Source organism: Enterobacter sp. SLBN-59, assembly GCF_024807915.1.
In the GTDB taxonomy this organism is placed as follows: Bacteria; Pseudomonadota; Gammaproteobacteria; order Enterobacterales; family Enterobacteriaceae; genus Enterobacter; species Enterobacter asburiae_B.
Genome location: NZ_JANUFI010000001.1, coordinates 3,033,652 through 3,050,946, shown reverse-complemented (window position 1 = coordinate 3,050,946; position 17,295 = coordinate 3,033,652). Strand labels below are relative to the sequence as shown.

Annotated in this window: 16 protein-coding genes; 10 read left to right on the top strand and 6 right to left on the bottom strand. The window is 56.6% G+C overall.

Annotated elements, in window-relative coordinates; all coding sequences use genetic code 11:
* Window positions 1-5 precede the first annotated feature (5 nt).
* The 5 genes from mnmE to rpmH form a co-directional block, all read right to left on the bottom strand.
* The gene (gene mnmE / locus M2422_RS14525) at window positions 6-1,370 is read right to left on the bottom strand and encodes a tRNA uridine-5-carboxymethylaminomethyl(34) synthesis GTPase MnmE (protein ID WP_064673021.1); all 1,365 of its coding nucleotides are present in this window, start codon (window positions 1,368-1,370) and stop codon (window positions 6-8) included.
* Between the two features lie 72 nt (window positions 1,371-1,442).
* Window positions 1,443-3,086, bottom strand: a complete 1,644-nt coding sequence (gene yidC, locus M2422_RS14520) for a membrane protein insertase YidC (RefSeq protein ID WP_064673022.1) — start codon at window positions 3,084-3,086, stop codon at window positions 1,443-1,445.
* Window positions 3,087-3,088: 2 nt separating this feature from the next.
* Entirely contained in the window at window positions 3,089-3,346 is a 258-nt protein-coding gene (gene yidD / locus M2422_RS14515) for a membrane protein insertion efficiency factor YidD (RefSeq protein WP_001307474.1), read from the bottom strand.
* On the bottom strand, window positions 3,310-3,669 hold the full coding sequence (rnpA, locus tag M2422_RS14510) for a ribonuclease P protein component (protein WP_032640303.1): 360 nt from the start codon (window positions 3,667-3,669) through the stop codon (window positions 3,310-3,312). Before rnpA ends, yidD begins: the two co-directional genes overlap by 37 nt.
* Before the next feature lie 16 nt (window positions 3,670-3,685).
* A complete protein-coding gene (rpmH, locus tag M2422_RS14505; RefSeq protein WP_000831330.1) occupies window positions 3,686-3,826 on the bottom strand; it encodes a 50S ribosomal protein L34 in 141 nt (46 codons plus the stop codon).
* Window positions 3,827-4,550: 724 nt separating this feature from the next.
* Here rpmH and dnaA point away from each other — a divergent pair.
* From dnaA to gyrB, 4 genes are read left to right on the top strand one after another with little or no spacing between them, the layout of a single operon-like run.
* Window positions 4,551-5,945 (top strand): chromosomal replication initiator protein DnaA, encoded by a 1,395-nt coding sequence (gene dnaA / locus M2422_RS14500; protein ID WP_010426558.1) that lies wholly within the window; start codon window positions 4,551-4,553, stop codon window positions 5,943-5,945.
* Between the two features lie 4 nt (window positions 5,946-5,949).
* A complete protein-coding gene (gene dnaN / locus M2422_RS14495; protein WP_014830028.1) occupies window positions 5,950-7,050 on the top strand; it encodes a DNA polymerase III subunit beta in 1,101 nt (366 codons plus the stop codon).
* A complete protein-coding gene (recF, locus tag M2422_RS14490) occupies window positions 7,050-8,123 on the top strand; it encodes a DNA replication/repair protein RecF (protein WP_023309805.1) in 1,074 nt (357 codons plus the stop codon). Before dnaN ends, recF begins: the two co-directional genes overlap by 1 nt.
* Before the next feature lie 28 nt (window positions 8,124-8,151).
* A complete protein-coding gene (gyrB, locus tag M2422_RS14485; RefSeq protein ID WP_029741443.1) occupies window positions 8,152-10,563 on the top strand; it encodes a DNA topoisomerase (ATP-hydrolyzing) subunit B in 2,412 nt (803 codons plus the stop codon).
* 34 nt (window positions 10,564-10,597) lie between these two features.
* Here gyrB and M2422_RS14480 read toward each other — a convergent pair whose 3' ends face one another.
* Window positions 10,598-11,533 (bottom strand): LysR family transcriptional regulator, encoded by a 936-nt coding sequence (locus M2422_RS14480; RefSeq protein ID WP_039260360.1) that lies wholly within the window; start codon window positions 11,531-11,533, stop codon window positions 10,598-10,600.
* A 110-nt stretch (window positions 11,534-11,643) separates the two neighbouring features.
* Here M2422_RS14480 and M2422_RS14475 point away from each other — a divergent pair, with 110 nt between their 5' ends.
* The 6 genes from M2422_RS14475 to dgoD all read left to right on the top strand — a co-directional run bounded on the left by M2422_RS14475 (window position 11,644) and on the right by dgoD (window position 17,134).
* The gene (locus M2422_RS14475) at window positions 11,644-12,669 is read left to right on the top strand and encodes an NAD(P)-dependent alcohol dehydrogenase (protein ID WP_064673023.1); all 1,026 of its coding nucleotides are present in this window, start codon (window positions 11,644-11,646) and stop codon (window positions 12,667-12,669) included.
* Window positions 12,670-12,784: 115 nt separating this feature from the next.
* A complete protein-coding gene (yidA, locus tag M2422_RS14470) occupies window positions 12,785-13,597 on the top strand; it encodes a sugar-phosphatase (protein WP_064673024.1) in 813 nt (270 codons plus the stop codon).
* A 226-nt stretch (window positions 13,598-13,823) separates the two neighbouring features.
* The gene (gene dgoR, locus M2422_RS14465) at window positions 13,824-14,513 is read left to right on the top strand and encodes a D-galactonate utilization transcriptional regulator DgoR (protein WP_003861109.1); all 690 of its coding nucleotides are present in this window, start codon (window positions 13,824-13,826) and stop codon (window positions 14,511-14,513) included.
* Window positions 14,510-15,388, top strand: a complete 879-nt coding sequence (locus M2422_RS14460) for a 2-dehydro-3-deoxygalactonokinase (protein ID WP_064673025.1) — start codon at window positions 14,510-14,512, stop codon at window positions 15,386-15,388. Before dgoR ends, M2422_RS14460 begins: the two co-directional genes overlap by 4 nt.
* A complete protein-coding gene (locus M2422_RS14455; protein WP_064673026.1) occupies window positions 15,372-15,989 on the top strand; it encodes a 2-dehydro-3-deoxy-6-phosphogalactonate aldolase in 618 nt (205 codons plus the stop codon). The genes M2422_RS14460 and M2422_RS14455 overlap by 17 nt, the downstream gene beginning before the upstream one ends.
* A complete protein-coding gene (gene dgoD / locus M2422_RS14450; protein ID WP_064673027.1) occupies window positions 15,986-17,134 on the top strand; it encodes a galactonate dehydratase in 1,149 nt (382 codons plus the stop codon). Before M2422_RS14455 ends, dgoD begins: the two co-directional genes overlap by 4 nt.
* Window positions 17,135-17,295: the final 161 nt, after the last annotated feature.

Genomic DNA, 17,295 nt, shown 5'->3' with positions numbered 1-17,295 from the left:
GGGAATTACTTACCAATACAGAAGCTTGAGAAGATCCGTCCCAGCAGATCGTCCGATGTAAACTCCCCGGTGATTTCGCTCAGATTCTGCTGTGCCAGGCGCAGCTCTTCCGCCAGCAGTTCGCCCGCCCATGCGCCGATCAGCTGCGCTTTACCCTGAACAAGGTGGTTCGCCGCCTCTTCCAGCGCCTGCAGGTGACGACGACGCGCGAGGAAGCCGCCTTCCATGCTGGTATCAAAGCCCATGCTCTGCTTGAGATGGTTACGCAGGTCGTCAACGCCTTCACCGGTACGCGCCGACAGGCGAATCAGTGAGTGACCATTCACATCGCTGATGCCCAGCGTTTCGCCGGTGACGTCCGCTTTGTTGCGTACCACGGTGATGGGCAGTTTCGCCGGCAGACGGGCGATAAAGTCTGGCCAGATTTCTGCCGGGTCAACGGCGTCGGTCGTGGTGCCGTCCACCATAAACAGCACGCGGTCAGCCTGTTCGATCTCCTGCCAGGCGCGTTCGATACCGATGCGTTCAACTTCGTCGCTGGCTTCGCGCAGGCCCGCTGTGTCGATAATATGCAGCGGCATCCCGTCGATGTGGATATGCTCGCGCAGCACGTCGCGGGTGGTGCCGGCAATGTCGGTGACGATCGCCGCTTCACGGCCCGCCAGGGCGTTCAGCAGGCTCGATTTCCCGGCGTTAGGACGTCCGGCGATAACGACCTTCATCCCTTCACGCAGCAGGCTTCCCTGGCGCGCTTCGGCGCGCACGGCGTCGAGATCGTTCATTACCTGGTTGAGCTGCGCTTCGATTTTACCGTCAGAGAGGAAGTCGATCTCCTCATCCGGGAAGTCGATAGCCGCTTCCACGTAGATCCGCAGGTGAGTAAGTGCTTCCACAAGGTGATTTACGCGCGCGGAGAATGCCCCCTGCAGCGAGTTCAGGGCGGAGCGGGCCGCCTGTTCAGAACTGGCGTCGATCAGGTCTGCAATCGCTTCTGCCTGCGCCAGGTCGAGCTTGTCGTTGAGGAAGGCACGCTCGGAGAACTCGCCCGGCTTCGCAATGCGCAGGCCCGGCAGGGTCAGAATACGTTTTAACAGCAGGTCGAGGATAACCGGGCCGCCGTGGCCCTGCAGCTCCAGCACGTCTTCGCCGGTAAAGGAGTTCGGGCCAGGGAACCACAGCGCAATGCCCTGGTCCAGCGGCGTGCCGTCGGTATCTTTAAACGGCAGGTAATCAGCGTAGCGCGGCTTTGGCAGTTTACCCAGCACCGCTTCGGCCACCTCGCGCGCCTTCAGGCCGGAGATGCGCAGAATGCCTACACCACCGCGTCCCGGTGGGGTTGCCTGGGCGACGATAGTGTCGTTATGGCTCATGGTTGGTCTCGTTCAATACAAATAAAAAAGGCGGTCAATCGACCGCCCTTATTTTAGCGTTAACTTACCGAATCAGGACTTTTTCTTTTCGCGGCTATGCAGGCCACGTTTTTCCAGACCACGATAAATCAGCTGCTGCTGGATGATGGTCACCAGGTTGCTGACGATATAGTACAGCACCAGACCTGACGGGAACCACAGGAAGAACACGGTGAAGATGACCGGCATAAAGGTCATGATCTTCTGCTGCATCGGGTCGGTCACGGTGGTCGGCGACATCTTCTGGATGAAGAACATCGTCACGCCCATCAGGATCGGCAGGATGTAGTACGGGTCCTGTGCGGACAGGTCATGGATCCACAGTGCGAACGGCGCGTGGCGCAGCTCAACGGAACCCATCAGCATGTAGTACAGCGCAAGGAAGATTGGCATCTGAATCAGCAGCGGGAAGCAACCACCCAGTGGGTTTACTTTCTCTGCTTTATACAGGGCCATCATTTCCTGGCTCTGACGCTGTTTGTCATCGCCCAGACGCTCACGCATCGCCGCAATCTTCGGCTGCAGCATACGCATCTTCGCCATGGAGGTGTACTGCGCTTTAGTCAGCGGGTACATGATGCCACGAACGATGAAGGTAATAACGATGATGGAGAAGCCCCAGTTACCCAGGAAGCTGTGGATGAACTTCAGCAGCTTAAACAGCGGCTGAGAGATGAACCACAACCAGCCGTAATCAACGGTCAGATCCAGGTGCGGCGCAACAGCGGCCATTTTGTCCTGAATTTCCGGGCCGACCCACAGGGTGCTTGCCATCTTACCGGTTTGACCCGGCTGAACCAGAACCGGCTGAGATTTGTAGCCGATGGCTGCAAGACCGTTACCCAGGTTCGCGGTGTAGAAGTTGTTGGTACCGTCGTTATTTGGCACCCACGCAGTAGCGAAATACTGCTGCAGCATTGCCACCCAACCGCCTTTAGCGCTGACGTTCAGGTTTTCGTTATCGGCAATGGTGTCGAATTTGTATTTCTCATACTTCGCGTCTGGCGTGGAGTACGCCGCGCCACGGAAGGTATGCAGCGCAAAGTTGCTGCTTCCGGTGTCACGGTGAGACGGCAGATTGATGGACTGCTTCAGCTGGCCAAAGGTCGACAGTTCCAGCGGTTTCGCACTGGCGTTCTGTACGCTGTAGCCCACGTTCACCGCATATTCACCGCGTTTCAGGGTGAAGGTTTTAGTGAAGGTGTTGCCTGCGGCGTCGGTGTACGTCATCGGGATCGCGAGTTCGTTCTGACCATCAGCCAGTACAAAGGTGTCGCTCTCGACGTTATACAGTGGACGCGCACCGTTAGCCGGGTTATCCGGGCCATCACGACCGGTCAGGCCGCTCTGCGCCTGGTAGATAAACTCAGGCGTGGTTTCCAGTAACTGGAACGGTTCGTTAGACTTCAGCTCTTTCGGGTAGGTCAACAGCAGCGCCTGCTCAACATCACCACCACGGGTGTTGATTGTCAGCTCAAGCACATCGGTCTTAACCGTAATCTGTTTCCCCTGGCCACTGGCCGGTACGCCCTGGTCGGCGGCGCTACCCGCTGCGGTGGTCGTAGTCTGCGTGGTCTGCTGCTGGGGTTGAGGATTTTTATCCTGCTCCCATGCCTGCCAGATCATGAAAGACACGAACAACAAAGCGATGATAAGAAGATTGCGTTGCGAATCCATCGTTAGTGTTCTCTGGTATCAAAGGGTCCTGGGGGGACGGGGTCGTCTCCACCGGGGTGTAAAGGGTGGCATTTTAATACGCGTTTCACCGTCAACCAACTGCCTTTTATCACTCCAAACCTGCGCAATGCCTCAATTCCGTAGCTTGAGCATGTTGGTGTGAAACGGCAGTGCGGCCCGAGTAGCGGACTAATCAGGCGTTGATAGACCCGAATGAGGGCTATCAGGACCCGTGAGCCAGGCGACAGTGGCGGCGCCATAATTTTTCCAACGCTTCCGAGAGAGCACGGTTATCGAGGTCGGCAACCCCTTTCTTCGCCACCACCACGAAATCCATTGAAGGCAGTTCGTGCTGACGTAAACGGAAGCTTTCACGCGTCAGACGTTTAATCCGATTGCGTTCATGCGCACGCTTAACATTTTTCTTGGCGACTGTGAGACCGATGCGGGGATGCCCCAGCGAATTTTGGCGGCCGAGGATGGTGATTTGCGGCGTGCCAGCCCGTAGTGGCTGCTGGAAGACGAAAGTGAAATGAGCGGGAGTTAACAAACGTAACTCCCTGGGAAATGCTAGCTTAACCACTCAGGGGTTAGCTTTATTACTTGGAAACGGTCAGACGAGCGCGGCCTTTAGCACGACGACGTGCCAGAACCTGACGACCATTTTTAGTAGCCATACGAGCACGGAAGCCGTGAGAACGGTTGCGCTTCAGTACAGACGGTTGAAAAGTGCGTTTCATGGCGATTTCTACCTAAACTTGAATAAATTCACTGACTTTTGCGTATACCCGAACGAGTTTCGAACGACTAACGCCTCAGCGTGGGTGATTAAAGAGGCCGGATTGTAATAATTGTACACTCCGGAGTCAATTCTCTTTCCTTATTTCCCGCGTATTTCCGCACGTTTTCGCGTGGAAAATGAGCAACGGACGACGCAGGAAGATGAGCATCACGCGCCGGGTCGAGGATTATACGGCCTCGCCAACAAAGCGCAAGGATCGTCCCGGATCTTCGTTAGATCATTTAAGCAATAAATTGTCTGTGCTCATTAATTTTTCCAATATGCGGACTAAATCGTGGGGCACTGGCGCCAGGATCGTTTACACTTATCCGGTTCCGGATCTTCCTGTGGATAAATCGGGAAGAATCTGTGAGAAACAGAAGATCTCTGGCTCAGTTTAGGCTATGATCCGCGGTCCCGATCGGGATCCAGCGATCCTGGCCGGGTATGACACAAAATCGTTCACGCTGTATCAAGGCGGCAAAGGAGCGAGTCCCCTGGAGCGTACACAAGTACGTGACTGGGGCGAGCGAGTGCAGCCAACGCAGAGACGGCTTGAACGATGAAGTGTATAACCGCAGATAGCGGTTCGCACATCACCCTTTTGCACAGGGTCATGTCGATGTGCGCCAACAATCATGAATATTCAATAGTTTTCTTTTATTGTTCGAGTGGAGTCCGCCGTGTCACTTTCGCTTTGGCAGCAGTGTCTTGCCCGATTGCAGGATGAGTTACCAGCCACAGAATTCAGTATGTGGATCCGCCCGTTGCAGGCGGAACTGAGCGATAACACGCTGGCTTTGTATGCGCCAAACCGTTTTGTGCTCGATTGGGTAAGGGACAAGTACCTTAATAACATCAATGGACTGCTGAACGATTTCTGCGGGTCAGATGCCCCGCAGCTGCGCTTTGAAGTGGGCACAAAGCCGGTCACCCAAACCGTCCGTGAAACCGTGAACGTAGCAGCGCCCGCTCAGGCCGCGCCTGCTCCGGCCCCTCGCGTCGCACCCGCTCGTCAGGGCTGGGATAATGTCCCTGCACCGGCTGAGCCAACCTACCGCTCTAACGTTAACGTGAAACACACGTTCGATAACTTCGTTGAAGGTAAGTCGAACCAGCTGGCGCGCGCGGCGGCTCGTCAGGTTGCTGATAACCCCGGTGGGGCCTACAACCCGCTGTTCCTTTACGGCGGCACGGGTCTGGGTAAAACGCACCTGCTGCATGCGGTGGGTAACGGCATTATGGCGCGCAAGCCCAATGCCAAAGTGGTGTATATGCACTCCGAGCGCTTCGTTCAGGACATGGTAAAAGCCCTGCAAAACAATGCGATCGAAGAGTTTAAACGCTACTATCGTTCCGTTGACGCGCTGCTCATCGATGACATCCAGTTCTTTGCGAATAAAGAACGATCGCAGGAAGAGTTTTTCCACACCTTCAATGCCCTGCTGGAAGGCAATCAGCAGATCATTTTGACCTCGGATCGTTATCCAAAAGAGATCAACGGCGTTGAAGATCGTCTGAAATCCCGCTTCGGCTGGGGCCTGACCGTGGCGATCGAGCCACCGGAGCTGGAAACCCGCGTCGCGATCCTGATGAAGAAAGCCGATGAAAACGACATTCGCCTGCCGGGCGAAGTGGCGTTCTTCATTGCCAAGCGTCTGCGCTCCAACGTGCGTGAGCTGGAAGGGGCGCTGAACCGCGTTATCGCCAACGCCAACTTCACCGGGCGTGCGATCACCATCGACTTTGTGCGTGAAGCACTGCGTGATTTGTTGGCATTGCAGGAAAAACTCGTCACCATCGACAATATTCAGAAGACGGTGGCCGAGTACTACAAAATCAAAGTGGCAGATTTGCTGTCTAAACGTCGTTCCCGCTCGGTGGCGCGTCCGCGTCAGATGGCGATGGCGCTGGCAAAGGAGTTAACCAACCACAGTCTGCCGGAAATCGGAGATGCGTTTGGTGGCCGTGACCATACGACCGTGCTGCACGCTTGTCGTAAGATTGAGCAGTTACGCGAAGAAAGCCACGACATAAAAGAAGATTTTTCCAATTTAATCAGAACATTATCATCGTGACGCTATGAAATTTACCGTTGAACGTGAACATTTATTAAAACCGCTGCAACAGGTGAGTGGCCCATTAGGTGGCCGCCCAACGCTGCCTATTCTCGGAAACCTGCTGCTTCAGGTCGCGGACGGTACGCTGTCGCTGACCGGTACAGATCTGGAAATGGAAATGATCGCGCGCGTTACGCTGACGCAGCCGCACGACGCGGGCGCGACCACGGTTCCGGCACGTAAATTCTTTGATATCTGCCGCGGGCTGCCGGAAGGCGCTGAAATCGCCGTGCAGCTGGAAGGCGACCGTATGCTGGTGCGCTCTGGCCGCAGCCGTTTCTCGCTCTCCACGCTGCCTGCTGCGGACTTCCCGAACCTGGACGACTGGCAGAGCGAAGTTGAATTCACCCTGCCGCAGGCGACGATGAAGCGTCTGATTGAAGCCACGCAGTTCTCCATGGCGCATCAAGACGTCCGTTACTACTTAAACGGCATGCTGTTCGAAACCGAAGGTGAAGAGCTGCGTACCGTAGCCACCGACGGCCACCGTCTGGCGGTCTGTTCTATGCCGATTGGCGACGCGCTGCCAAACCATTCGGTGATCGTGCCGCGTAAAGGGGTGATTGAGCTGATGCGTATGCTCGACGGCGGCGACACGCCGCTGCGCGTGCAAATCGGCAGCAACAACATCCGCGCACACGTGGGCGATTTTGTCTTCACTTCGAAGCTGGTTGACGGTCGTTTCCCGGATTATCGCCGCGTATTGCCGAAGAATCCGGACAAAACGCTGGAAGCGGGATGCGATAGCCTCAAGCAGGCCTTTGCCCGTGCGGCCATTCTCTCCAACGAAAAATTCCGCGGCGTGCGCCTGTACGTGAGTGAAAACCAGATCAAAATCACCGCTAACAACCCGGAGCAGGAAGAGGCAGAAGAGATTCTGGACGTCACCTACGCCGGCGCTGAGATGGAAATCGGCTTTAACGTCAGCTACGTGCTGGATGTGCTGAATGCGCTGAAATGCGAAAACGTGCGCATTCTGCTGACCGACTCCGTTTCAAGCGTACAGATTGAAGATGCCGCATCACAGTCGGCTGCTTATGTTGTCATGCCAATGAGACTGTAATGTCGCTCACCCGTCTGTTGATCCGCGACTTTCGCAATATCGAAAGCGCGGATCTCGCTTTATCCCCTGGCTTTAACTTCCTGGTTGGCGCAAACGGCAGCGGCAAAACCAGCGTGCTTGAGGCCATCTATACGCTCGGCCACGGTCGGGCGTTTCGCAGTTTGCAGATTGGTCGCGTCATTCGCCACGAGCAGGAATCCTTTGTCCTGCACGGGCGTTTGCAGGGGGCGGAGCGGGAAACCGCGATCGGCCTGACCAAAGACAAGCAGGGCGACAGCAAGGTGCGCATCGACGGCACCGACGGCCATAAAGTGGCGGAGCTGGCGCTGCTGATGCCAATGCAGCTGATTACGCCGGAGGGGTTTACTTTACTCAACGGCGGCCCCAAATACAGAAGAGCGTTCCTCGACTGGGGATGCTTTCACAACGAAGCCGGTTTCTTTAACGCCTGGAGCAACCTGAAGCGTCTGCTCAAGCAGCGTAACGCTGCCCTGCGCCAGGTTACCCGTTACGCCCAGCTGCGTCCGTGGGACATGGAGTTAATCCCTCTCGCGGAACAAATCAGCAACTGGCGTGCCGAATACAGCGCAGGTATCGCCGAAGACATGGCCGACACCTGCAAACAGTTTTTACCCGAGTTTTCTCTCACCTTCTCTTTCCAGCGCGGCTGGGAGAAAGAGACGGATTATGCCGAGGTGTTAGAGAGAAGCTTCGAGCGCGACCGCATGTTGACCTATACCGCGCACGGCCCGCACAAGGCGGATTTCCGCATTCGTGCCGACGGTGCACCGGTGGAAGACACGCTGTCGCGCGGGCAGCTCAAGCTCCTGATGTGCGCGCTGCGCCTGGCACAGGGGGAGTTTCTCACCCGCGAGAGCGGAAGACGCTGCCTGTACCTGATAGATGATTTTGCCTCGGAACTTGACGACGCGCGGCGCGGGCTGCTTGCCAGCCGCTTAAAAGCCACGCAGTCGCAGGTTTTCGTCAGCGCCATTAGCGCTGAACACGTTATAGACATGTCGGACGAAAATTCGAAGATGTTTACCGTGGAAAAGGGTAAAATAACGGATTAACCCAAGTTGAAATGAGCGAGAAACGTTGATGTCGAATTCTTATGACTCCTCCAGTATCAAAGTCCTGAAAGGGCTGGATGCGGTGCGTAAGCGCCCGGGTATGTATATCGGCGACACGGATGACGGCACCGGTCTGCACCACATGGTATTCGAGGTGGTAGATAACGCTATCGACGAAGCGCTCGCGGGTCACTGTAAAGACATCGTGGTCACCATCCATGCGGACAACTCCGTCTCCGTCACCGATGATGGTCGTGGCATCCCAACCGGTATTCACCCGGAAGAGGGCGTCTCTGCTGCGGAAGTGATCATGACCGTGCTGCACGCAGGCGGTAAGTTTGACGATAACTCCTATAAAGTTTCCGGCGGCCTGCACGGCGTAGGCGTCTCCGTGGTTAACGCCCTGTCGCAGAAGCTGGAGCTGGTTATCCAGCGCGAAGGCAAAATCCACCGTCAGCTCTATACGCACGGCGTGCCGCAGGCACCGCTGGCCGTTACCGGCGATACCGACAAAACTGGTACCATGGTGCGTTTCTGGCCGAGCCATGAAACCTTCACCAACGTCACCGAATTCGAGTACGACATCCTGGCGAAACGCCTGCGCGAACTGTCGTTCCTGAACTCCGGCGTCTCTATCCGCCTTAAAGACAAGCGTGACGGTAAAGAAGACCACTTCCATTACGAAGGTGGTATCAAAGCGTTCGTTGAGTATCTGAACAAGAACAAAACGCCTATTCACCCGAATATCTTCTATTTCTCCACCGAAAAAGACGGTATCGGCGTGGAAGTGGCGCTGCAGTGGAACGATGGTTTCCAGGAAAACATCTACTGCTTCACCAACAACATTCCACAGCGTGACGGCGGTACGCACCTTGCAGGCTTCCGTGCGGCGATGACCCGTACCCTGAACGCCTACATGGACAAAGAAGGCTACAGCAAGAAAGCAAAAGTCAGCGCCACCGGTGACGATGCCCGTGAAGGCCTGATTGCCGTTGTCTCCGTGAAGGTGCCGGATCCGAAGTTCTCCTCACAGACCAAAGACAAGCTGGTCTCTTCCGAGGTGAAATCGGCGGTTGAACAGCAGATGAACGAACTGCTGAGCGAATACCTGCTGGAAAACCCGTCCGACGCGAAAATCGTTGTGGGTAAAATTATCGATGCGGCGCGTGCCCGTGAAGCGGCGCGTAAAGCCCGTGAAATGACCCGTCGTAAAGGCGCGCTGGACTTAGCAGGCCTGCCGGGCAAACTGGCTGACTGCCAGGAACGTGACCCGGCGCTGTCCGAACTGTACCTCGTGGAAGGGGACTCCGCGGGCGGTTCTGCGAAGCAGGGCCGTAACCGTAAGAACCAGGCTATCCTGCCGCTGAAGGGTAAAATCCTCAACGTTGAGAAGGCCCGTTTCGACAAGATGCTCTCTTCTCAGGAAGTGGCGACGCTCATTACCGCGCTGGGCTGCGGCATCGGCCGTGATGAGTACAACCCGGACAAACTGCGCTATCACAGCATCATCATCATGACCGATGCGGACGTCGACGGCTCGCACATACGTACGCTGCTGTTAACCTTCTTCTATCGTCAGATGCCTGAAATCGTTGAGCGTGGTCACGTCTACATTGCACAGCCGCCGCTGTACAAGGTGAAGAAAGGCAAGCAGGAACAGTACATTAAAGACGACGAAGCGATGGATCAGTACCAAATCGCGATCGCCCTTGATGGCGCAACCCTGCACGCGAACTCGCACGCCCCTGCACTGGCCGGCGAGCCGCTGGAGCGTCTGGTGTCCGAGTTCAACGCCACGCAGAAAATGATTACGCGTATGGAACGCCGCTATCCGAAAACGCTTCTGAAGGAGCTGGTTTATCAGCCGACCCTGACCGAAGCCGATCTGAGCGACGAGCAGACCGTGACCCGCTGGGTGAATGCCCTGGTGACCGATCTGAACGAAAAAGAGCAGCACGGCAGCATGTGGAAATGCGATATCCAGCAGAACGCCGATAAGCAGTTCGAGCCTATTATTCGCGTGCGTACCCACGGCGTTGACACCGACTATCCGCTGGAGCACGAGTTTGTGACCGGTCCGGAATACCGTCGTATCTGCACGCTCGGCGAGACGCTGCGCGGCCTGATCGAAGACGATGCGTTCATCGAGCGTGGCGAACGTCGTCAGCCGGTAGCCAGCTTCGAGCAGGCGCTGGACTGGCTGGTGAAAGAGTCTCGTCGTGGTCTTGCGATCCAGCGCTATAAAGGTCTGGGCGAAATGAACCCGGACCAGCTGTGGGAAACCACCATGGATCCGGAAAGCCGCCGCATGCTGCGCGTGACCGTTAAGGACGCGATTGCCGCGGACCAGCTGTTCACGACCCTGATGGGCGATGCGGTTGAACCACGTCGTGCCTTCATCGAAGAGAACGCCCTGAAAGCGGCAAATATCGATATTTAATCGTCGTTATACCGCACGATAACTGGCCGCGCTTTTAGCGCGGCTTTTTTATGGACGCTGGAAGGTCCAGTGACATCGCTGCCGGTAAACGGCTCGCCAGCGTATCTATCGCTATTCTTACCCTCAGCGGCAGATGCGGCGTCTGCTGCCACACGGCATGAACGTTGAAATGCACATCCGGTGCCTGCTTCAGGAGCGGCACGAGTTTACCCTGGTGAATATCTTTGACGACCATCCAGCAGGGCAGCCATGCAATGCCGTGTCCGGCCAGCGCAGCGTCGCAGATCGCCTGCAAATCATCCATATTGAGTGACGATCGGGGCGTAAAGGTGTGCGACGTTCCTTCGTTATCCATCAGCTGCCAGGACAACACTCTGCCTGCGCTCAAATAGTTGATGGCCGTATGCTGGGATAAATCATTAACGCTTTGTGGCTGGCCTTTCTTCAACAGATACTCCGGCGCGGCGCAAAGCACCATGCGGTGTTCTCCCAGCTTTCTGGCGACCAGCACGCTGCTGTCCTGAAGCGTGCCGTTACGCACCGCCATATCAAACCCTTCCTCGACGAGATCCACCACGCGGTCGCTGAATGACATTTCCAGCTCAAGCCCGGGGTGTTCCTGCGCCAGCGCTATCAGCAAGGGGGCGACGCACTGGCGACCAAACAGCACCGGCATGGCAACGCGCAGGCGGCCACTGACCTGCTGTTTCCCCGTTTCAAGTAGCGATTCCGCACCCCGAATCTCCTCCAGCGCGCGCAGACAGCGTTCATAAAAAAGGGCGCCGTTATCGGTCAGACTCTGGCTGCGGGTGGTGCGCTGAAAAAGACGTACCCCCAGCCGCTGTTCGAGGCGAGCGATGCTTTTTCCGACCGCCGAACGTGACAAATGCAGGCGAATCGCGGCCTGCGCGAAACTTCCCGCCTCAACTGCGGCCACGAAAACAGGAATATCCTTCAGCGTATCGGTCATGGATTGTATCTATTCTGGCGTCAATAAAGAGAAAACTTATCGCCACTGGCGACCATTAGTCAACGGTAGACTGTCAGGACTAAAGCTCATCTGATGGCAGGAGAAATAAAATGACAGAGACAATGCAACGCTGGTCCATGGATGCCCTCGGGCGCGAGAACCTCAAGCTGACTCAGGCGCCCGTCCTACAGCCAGGCCCGGGTGAAGTGCGCGTAAGGGTGAATGCTGTTGCGCTCAACTATCGCGATAAAATGGTTGTTGAAGGCACAATGCCGATCCCGCTTTCCTTCCCGTTTACCCCGGCGTCTGACATGGCGGGCGTGGTGGACAGCATTGGTGAAGGCGTTACGCGCTTCCAGCCCGGCGCGCGCGTCATCTCAACCTTCTTCCCGGAGTGGATCGACGGTAAGCCGCAGGCGGACGCGCGCAATCTGCCCTATAAAACGTCCGGCGGATACTTCCAGGGCATGCTGTCCGAGTATGTGATTGTGAAGGAAGACGCGCTGGTGGCCTCTCCGGAGACCCTGGATGACGCCGAGGCCAGCACCTTACCTTGCGCAGGGCTTACCGCCTGGTTTGCGCTAGTGGAGCGCGGCCAGCTCCGCGCCGGGCAATCGGTGCTGGTGCAGGGCACGGGCGGCGTGGCGATATTCGCCCTTCAGATTGCAAAAGCGCACGGCGCGGAGGTGTTTGTCACCTCGGGGAGCGATGAGAAACTGGCGCTGGCCAAAACGCTGGGGGCCAGCCACGGCATCAACCGGCTGAAAGGCGACTGGGCTGAAAATACGCTGGCGCTCACGCAGGATCGCGGTATCGACCATATTATTGAAACCGTCGGTGGAGAGAATCTGAAGCATTCCCTGCGCGCCGTTGCCGTTCACGGACGTATCTCCGTCATTGGCGTGCTCGCCGGGACGGAGATTACCCTCTCTGCTGGCGAACTGCTGCTGAAATCCCCCGTCATTCAGGGGATTGGCGTGGGGCACCGCCGGGCGCTGGAAGATTTTGTCCGCGCTGTTGACGTCACGGGGCTGAAGCCGGTGATTGAGCATCGCTACCGTTTTAACGAGCTTGAACAGGCGTTTGAACATCTGGATCGCGGCGCGTTCGGTAAAATTGTGCTCACCCGCGAGTAAGCCTTCGTTCCCCGGAATAAGCGTAAAAGGGGCATTCCTGTTGCGCAATATAGCTCTATTTTTGTGTGCTTAATCGCGTTAGCATGAGGCAGCACTCATTTATTCCGGGGAACTCATGGCTATCAAACTCATTGCAATCGACATGGACGGCACGCTGCTGCTGCCAGACCACACCATCTCTCCAGCCGTTAAAAACGCGATCGCCGCGGCGCGCGCTAAGGGCGTGAATGTGGTCCTGACCACGGGGCGTCCGTATGCGGGCGTACACAGCTACCTGAAAGAGCTGCACATGAATCAGCCGGGCGACTACTGCATCACCTATAACGGCGCGCTGGTGCAGAAAGCCGCAGATGGCAGTACGGTTGCGCAAACCGCGCTGAGCTACGAAGACTATCTGTTCCTGGAAAAACTGTCCCGTGAAGTGGGTTCCCACTTCCACGCGCTCGATCGCAATACGCTCTATACCGCCAACCGCGATATCAGCTACTACACGGTACATGAATCCTACGTTGCGACCATTCCGCTGGTGTTCTGTGAAGCGGAGAAAATGGACCCGGCGACGCAGTTCCTGAAAGTGATGATGATCGATGAGCCGGAGATCCTGGATAAAGCGATTGCGCGCATTCCGGCGGAGGTAAAAGAGAAGTACACCGTGCTGAAAAGTGCGCCGTACTTCCTCGAAATCCTCGATAAACGCGTCAATAAAGGCACCGGTGTCAAATCGCTGGCCGATGCGCTGGGCATTAAACAGGAAGAGATCATGGCGCTGGGCGACCAGGAAAATGACATCGCGATGATCGAATTCGCCGGTATGGGCGTGGCGATGGATAACGCCATTCCATCCGTGAAAGAAGTGGCCAACTTCGTGACCAAATCCAACCTGGAAGACGGCGTTGCTTACGCGATCGAGAAGTTTGTGCTGCAGTAACGCTTATTTTTAATCATCGGCCTCGGTTATCAACCGGGGCTTTTTTTTGCGCTGAATTTATTGAATTGTTCTTTTTGTGATCTTGATTGTAGTACAACATTAAATGATTGTACTACATTACAGCCATGGCAAAGACGAACTCCCTCACGTTTGTACTGCAAAAGTGAGGTGAAATTCAGCGGTCGCGGTAAAGTAGTGATGGACATACAGAGCACAAGGACTCTCCATGACTCTCAATAAAACCGATCGCATTGTCATTACGCTGGGCACCCAAATTGTGGGTGGCAAATACGTTCCTGGTTCGCCGCTGCCGGCAGAGGCAGAACTGTGTGAGGAGTTTGAAACCTCGCGCAACATCATCCGGGAAGTATTCCGCTCGCTGATGGCGAAGCGGCTGATTGAAATGAAGCGCTATCGCGGCGCGTTTGTTGCCCCGCGTAACCAGTGGAACTACCTCGATACCGACGTGCTGCAGTGGGTGCTGGAAAACGACTACGACCCGCGGCTTATCGGCGCGATGAGCGAAGTCCGAAACCTGGTTGAACCGGCCATCGCCCGCTGGGCGGCGGAACGCGCAACTTCCGGCGATTTGGCCCAGATCGAGTCGGCTTTAAACGACATGATCGCCAATAACCAGAACCGGGAGGCGTTTAACGAGGCGGACATTCGCTACCACGAAGCGGTGCTGCAGTCGGTGCATAACCCGGTATTACAGCAGCTTAGCGTGGCGATCAGCTCGCTACAGCGAGCAGTATTTGAACGTACCTGGATGGGCGATGAGGCCAACATGCCGAAAACGCTCCAGGAACATAAAGCGCTGTTCGATGCGATACGGCATCAGGACGGCGATGCGGCAGAGCAGGCGGCACTTACTATGATTGCCAGCTCGACACGAAGGCTGAAGGAAATCACATGACATCTCGCTACATCGCAATTGACTGGGGATCGACCAATCTGCGCGCCTGGCTGTACCAGGGTGAGCAGTGCCTGGAGAGCAGGCAATCGGAAGCAGGCGTGACGCGCCTGAAGGGTAAGTCCCCCGAGGCGGTGTTAGCAGAGGTCACACAACACTGGCGCGATAGCGCCACGCCGGTGGTAATGGCGGGAATGGTAGGCAGTAACGTAGGCTGGAAAGTCGCGCCATATCTGCCTGTTCCCGCCCATTTCTCCTCTATTGGCGAGCAGTTAACGTCCGTTGGCGACAATATCTGGATTATTCCCGGCCTGTGCGTCTCTCGCGACGATAACCACAACGTGATGCGCGGCGAAGAGACGCAGCTGCTTGGCGCGCGCACGCTTTCTCCTTCTTCTGTCTACGTCATGCCCGGAACACACTGCAAGTGGGTCCAGGCTGACGCTGAGCAAATCCACGACTTTCGCACCGTGATGACCGGCGAGCTGCACCATTTGCTGCTCAACCATTCGCTGGTCGGGGCCGGTTTGCCTGAGCAGGAAGCCTCGGCAGAGGCGTTTGCTGCCGGGCTTGAACGTGGGATCGCTTCTCCTGATGTTTTGCCGCACCTTTTTGAAGTTCGCGCCTCGCACGTGCTGGGAAATCTCCCGCGCGAGCAGGTCAGCGAGTTTCTTTCCGGCCTGCTGATTGGCGCTGAGGTCGCCAGCATGCGTGATTTCATCGCGCACGAGCAGGCCATCACCATTGTCGCAGGCGCATCGCTGACGTCGCGCTACGAGCAGGCGTTTCGCGCCGTTGGGCGTAACGTTTCAACGCTATCCGGCGACACGGCATTTCAGGCAGGAATAAGGAGCATCGCTCATGCAGTGGCAAACTGATCTTCCCCTTATCGCGATTTTGCGCGGCATCACGCCCGATGAGGTGTTAGCCCACGTCGGCGCGGTTATCGACGCCGGGTTCGACGCGGTGGAAATCCCGCTTAACTCTCCGGAGTGGGAAAAAAGCATTCCGGCCGTGGTGGAGGCCTTCGGCGATAGGGCGCTGATTGGCGCAGGCACAGTGTTACGGTCTGAGCAGGTGGATGAACTGGCGAAAATGGGCTGCAAGCTTATCGTCACGCCCAACATTCAGCCTGAGGTGATCCGCCGCGCGGTGGGGCACGGCATGACCGTCTGCCCGGGCTGCGCTACCGCTACGGAAGCCTTTACTGCCCTCGATGCAGGCGCACAGTCGCTCAAAATTTTCCCGTCATCGGCTTTTGGTCCGGACTACATCAAAGCGCTGAAAGCGGTATTGCCCGCCAGCGTGCCGGTCTTTGCCGTGGGCGGCGTAACGCCAGAAAACCTGGGCCAGTGGATCAGCGCTGGCTGTGTGGGCGCGGGGCTGGGCAGCGATCTTTATCGTGCCGGACAGTCCGTGGAGCGTACCGCACAGCAGGCGGCAGCATTTGTGAAAGCGTATCGAGAGGCAGTGAAATGAAAATAACCAAACTCACCACGTACCGTTTACCCCCGCGCTGGATGTTCCTGAAAATCGAAACCGATGAAGGGGTTGTGGGCTGGGGCGAACCGGTGATTGAAGGGCGGGCGCGTACCGTAGAAGCGGCGGTGCACGAGCTGGGTGAATACCTGATTGGTCAGGATCCGGCGCGCATTAACGACCTTTGGCAGGTGATGTACCGTGCGGGCTTCTACCGCGGGGGGCCGATCCTGATGAGCGCCATCGCCGGCATCGACCAGGCGCTGTGGGATATCAAAGGCAAAGTGCTGAACGCGCCGGTCTGGCAATTGATGGGCGGCCTGGTGCGCGACAAAATCAAAGCCTACAGCTGGGTCGGCGGCGACCGTCCTGCGGAAGTGATTGATGGCATCACGCAGCTGCGCAACATCGGCTTCGACACTTTCAAGCTCAACGGCTGCGAAGAGATGGGTATTATCGACAACTCGCGCGCGGTAGACCGGGCGGTCAATACCGTGGCGCAAATCCGTGAAGCCTTCGGCAACGAGATTGAGTTTGGCCTGGATTTCCACGGCCGCGTCAGCGCGCCGATGGCCAAAGTGCTAATTAAAGAGCTGGAGCCGTATCGCCCGCTGTTTATCGAAGAGCCGGTGCTGGCCGAGCAGGCCGAGTACTACCCGAAACTGGCTGAACAGACCCACGTTCCTATCGCGGCGGGTGAACGTATGTTTTCGCGCTTCGAGTTTAAACGCGTGCTCGAAGCGGGCGGCATTGCCATTCTGCAGCCGGACCTCTCTCACGCGGGCGGCATCACCGAATGCTACAAAATTGCCGGGATGGCCGAAGCTTACGATGTAGCGCTGGCACCGCACTGCCCGCTCGGCCCGATCGCGCTGGCTGCCTGTCTGCACGTTGACTTTGTCTCCCGCAATGCGGTGTTCCAGGAACAGAGCATGGGGATTCACTATAACAAGGGCGCGGAACTGCTCGATTTTGTGAAAAATAAAGAAGACTTCTGCATGGAAGGCGGTTTCTTTAAACCGTTAACGAAGCCGGGCCTTGGCGTGGAAATAGACGAAGCCAAAGTCATTGAACTGAGTAAGTGTGCGCCGGACTGGCGTAACCCGCTGTGGCGTCATGAGGACGGCAGCGTAGCCGAATGGTAAATGCGCGTCATACTTCGCGCTGGTGATGCGTTGGCTGCGTTTTCTTACCCCGGTCACATACTTTTGTATGCTCCCGGGGATGCGAAAACTTGCCGCCTTCCCCCAGCACGAATTATTTAGCGCATTCTGTTTACGTTATTAATTAAAAAAACCAAATACAC

Bases quoted from the DNA above. Each gene is read 5' to 3' on its own strand.
- dnaN (WP_014830028.1), top strand. From the start codon at position 5,950: ATGAAATTTACCGTTGAACGTGAACATTTATTAAAACCGCTGCAACAG.
- recF (WP_023309805.1), top strand. From the start codon at position 7,050: ATGTCGCTCACCCGTCTGTTGATCCGCGACTTTCGCAATATCGAAAGC.
- yidC (WP_064673022.1), bottom strand. From the start codon at position 3,086: ATGGATTCGCAACGCAATCTTCTTATCATCGCTTTGTTGTTCGTGTCT.
- dgoR (WP_003861109.1), top strand. From the start codon at position 13,824: ATGACTCTCAATAAAACCGATCGCATTGTCATTACGCTGGGCACCCAA.
- yidA (WP_064673024.1), top strand. From the start codon at position 12,785: ATGGCTATCAAACTCATTGCAATCGACATGGACGGCACGCTGCTGCTG.
- gyrB (WP_029741443.1), top strand. From the start codon at position 8,152: ATGTCGAATTCTTATGACTCCTCCAGTATCAAAGTCCTGAAAGGGCTG.
- M2422_RS14475 (WP_064673023.1), top strand. From the start codon at position 11,644: ATGACAGAGACAATGCAACGCTGGTCCATGGATGCCCTCGGGCGCGAG.
- M2422_RS14455 (WP_064673026.1), top strand. From the start codon at position 15,372: ATGCAGTGGCAAACTGATCTTCCCCTTATCGCGATTTTGCGCGGCATC.
- M2422_RS14460 (WP_064673025.1), top strand. From the start codon at position 14,510: ATGACATCTCGCTACATCGCAATTGACTGGGGATCGACCAATCTGCGC.
- rpmH (WP_000831330.1), bottom strand. From the start codon at position 3,826: ATGAAACGCACTTTTCAACCGTCTGTACTGAAGCGCAACCGTTCTCAC.
- yidD (WP_001307474.1), bottom strand. From the start codon at position 3,346: ATGGCGCCGCCACTGTCGCCTGGCTCACGGGTCCTGATAGCCCTCATT.
- M2422_RS14480 (WP_039260360.1), bottom strand. From the start codon at position 11,533: ATGACCGATACGCTGAAGGATATTCCTGTTTTCGTGGCCGCAGTTGAG.
- mnmE (WP_064673021.1), bottom strand. From the start codon at position 1,370: ATGAGCCATAACGACACTATCGTCGCCCAGGCAACCCCACCGGGACGC.
- dgoD (WP_064673027.1), top strand. From the start codon at position 15,986: ATGAAAATAACCAAACTCACCACGTACCGTTTACCCCCGCGCTGGATG.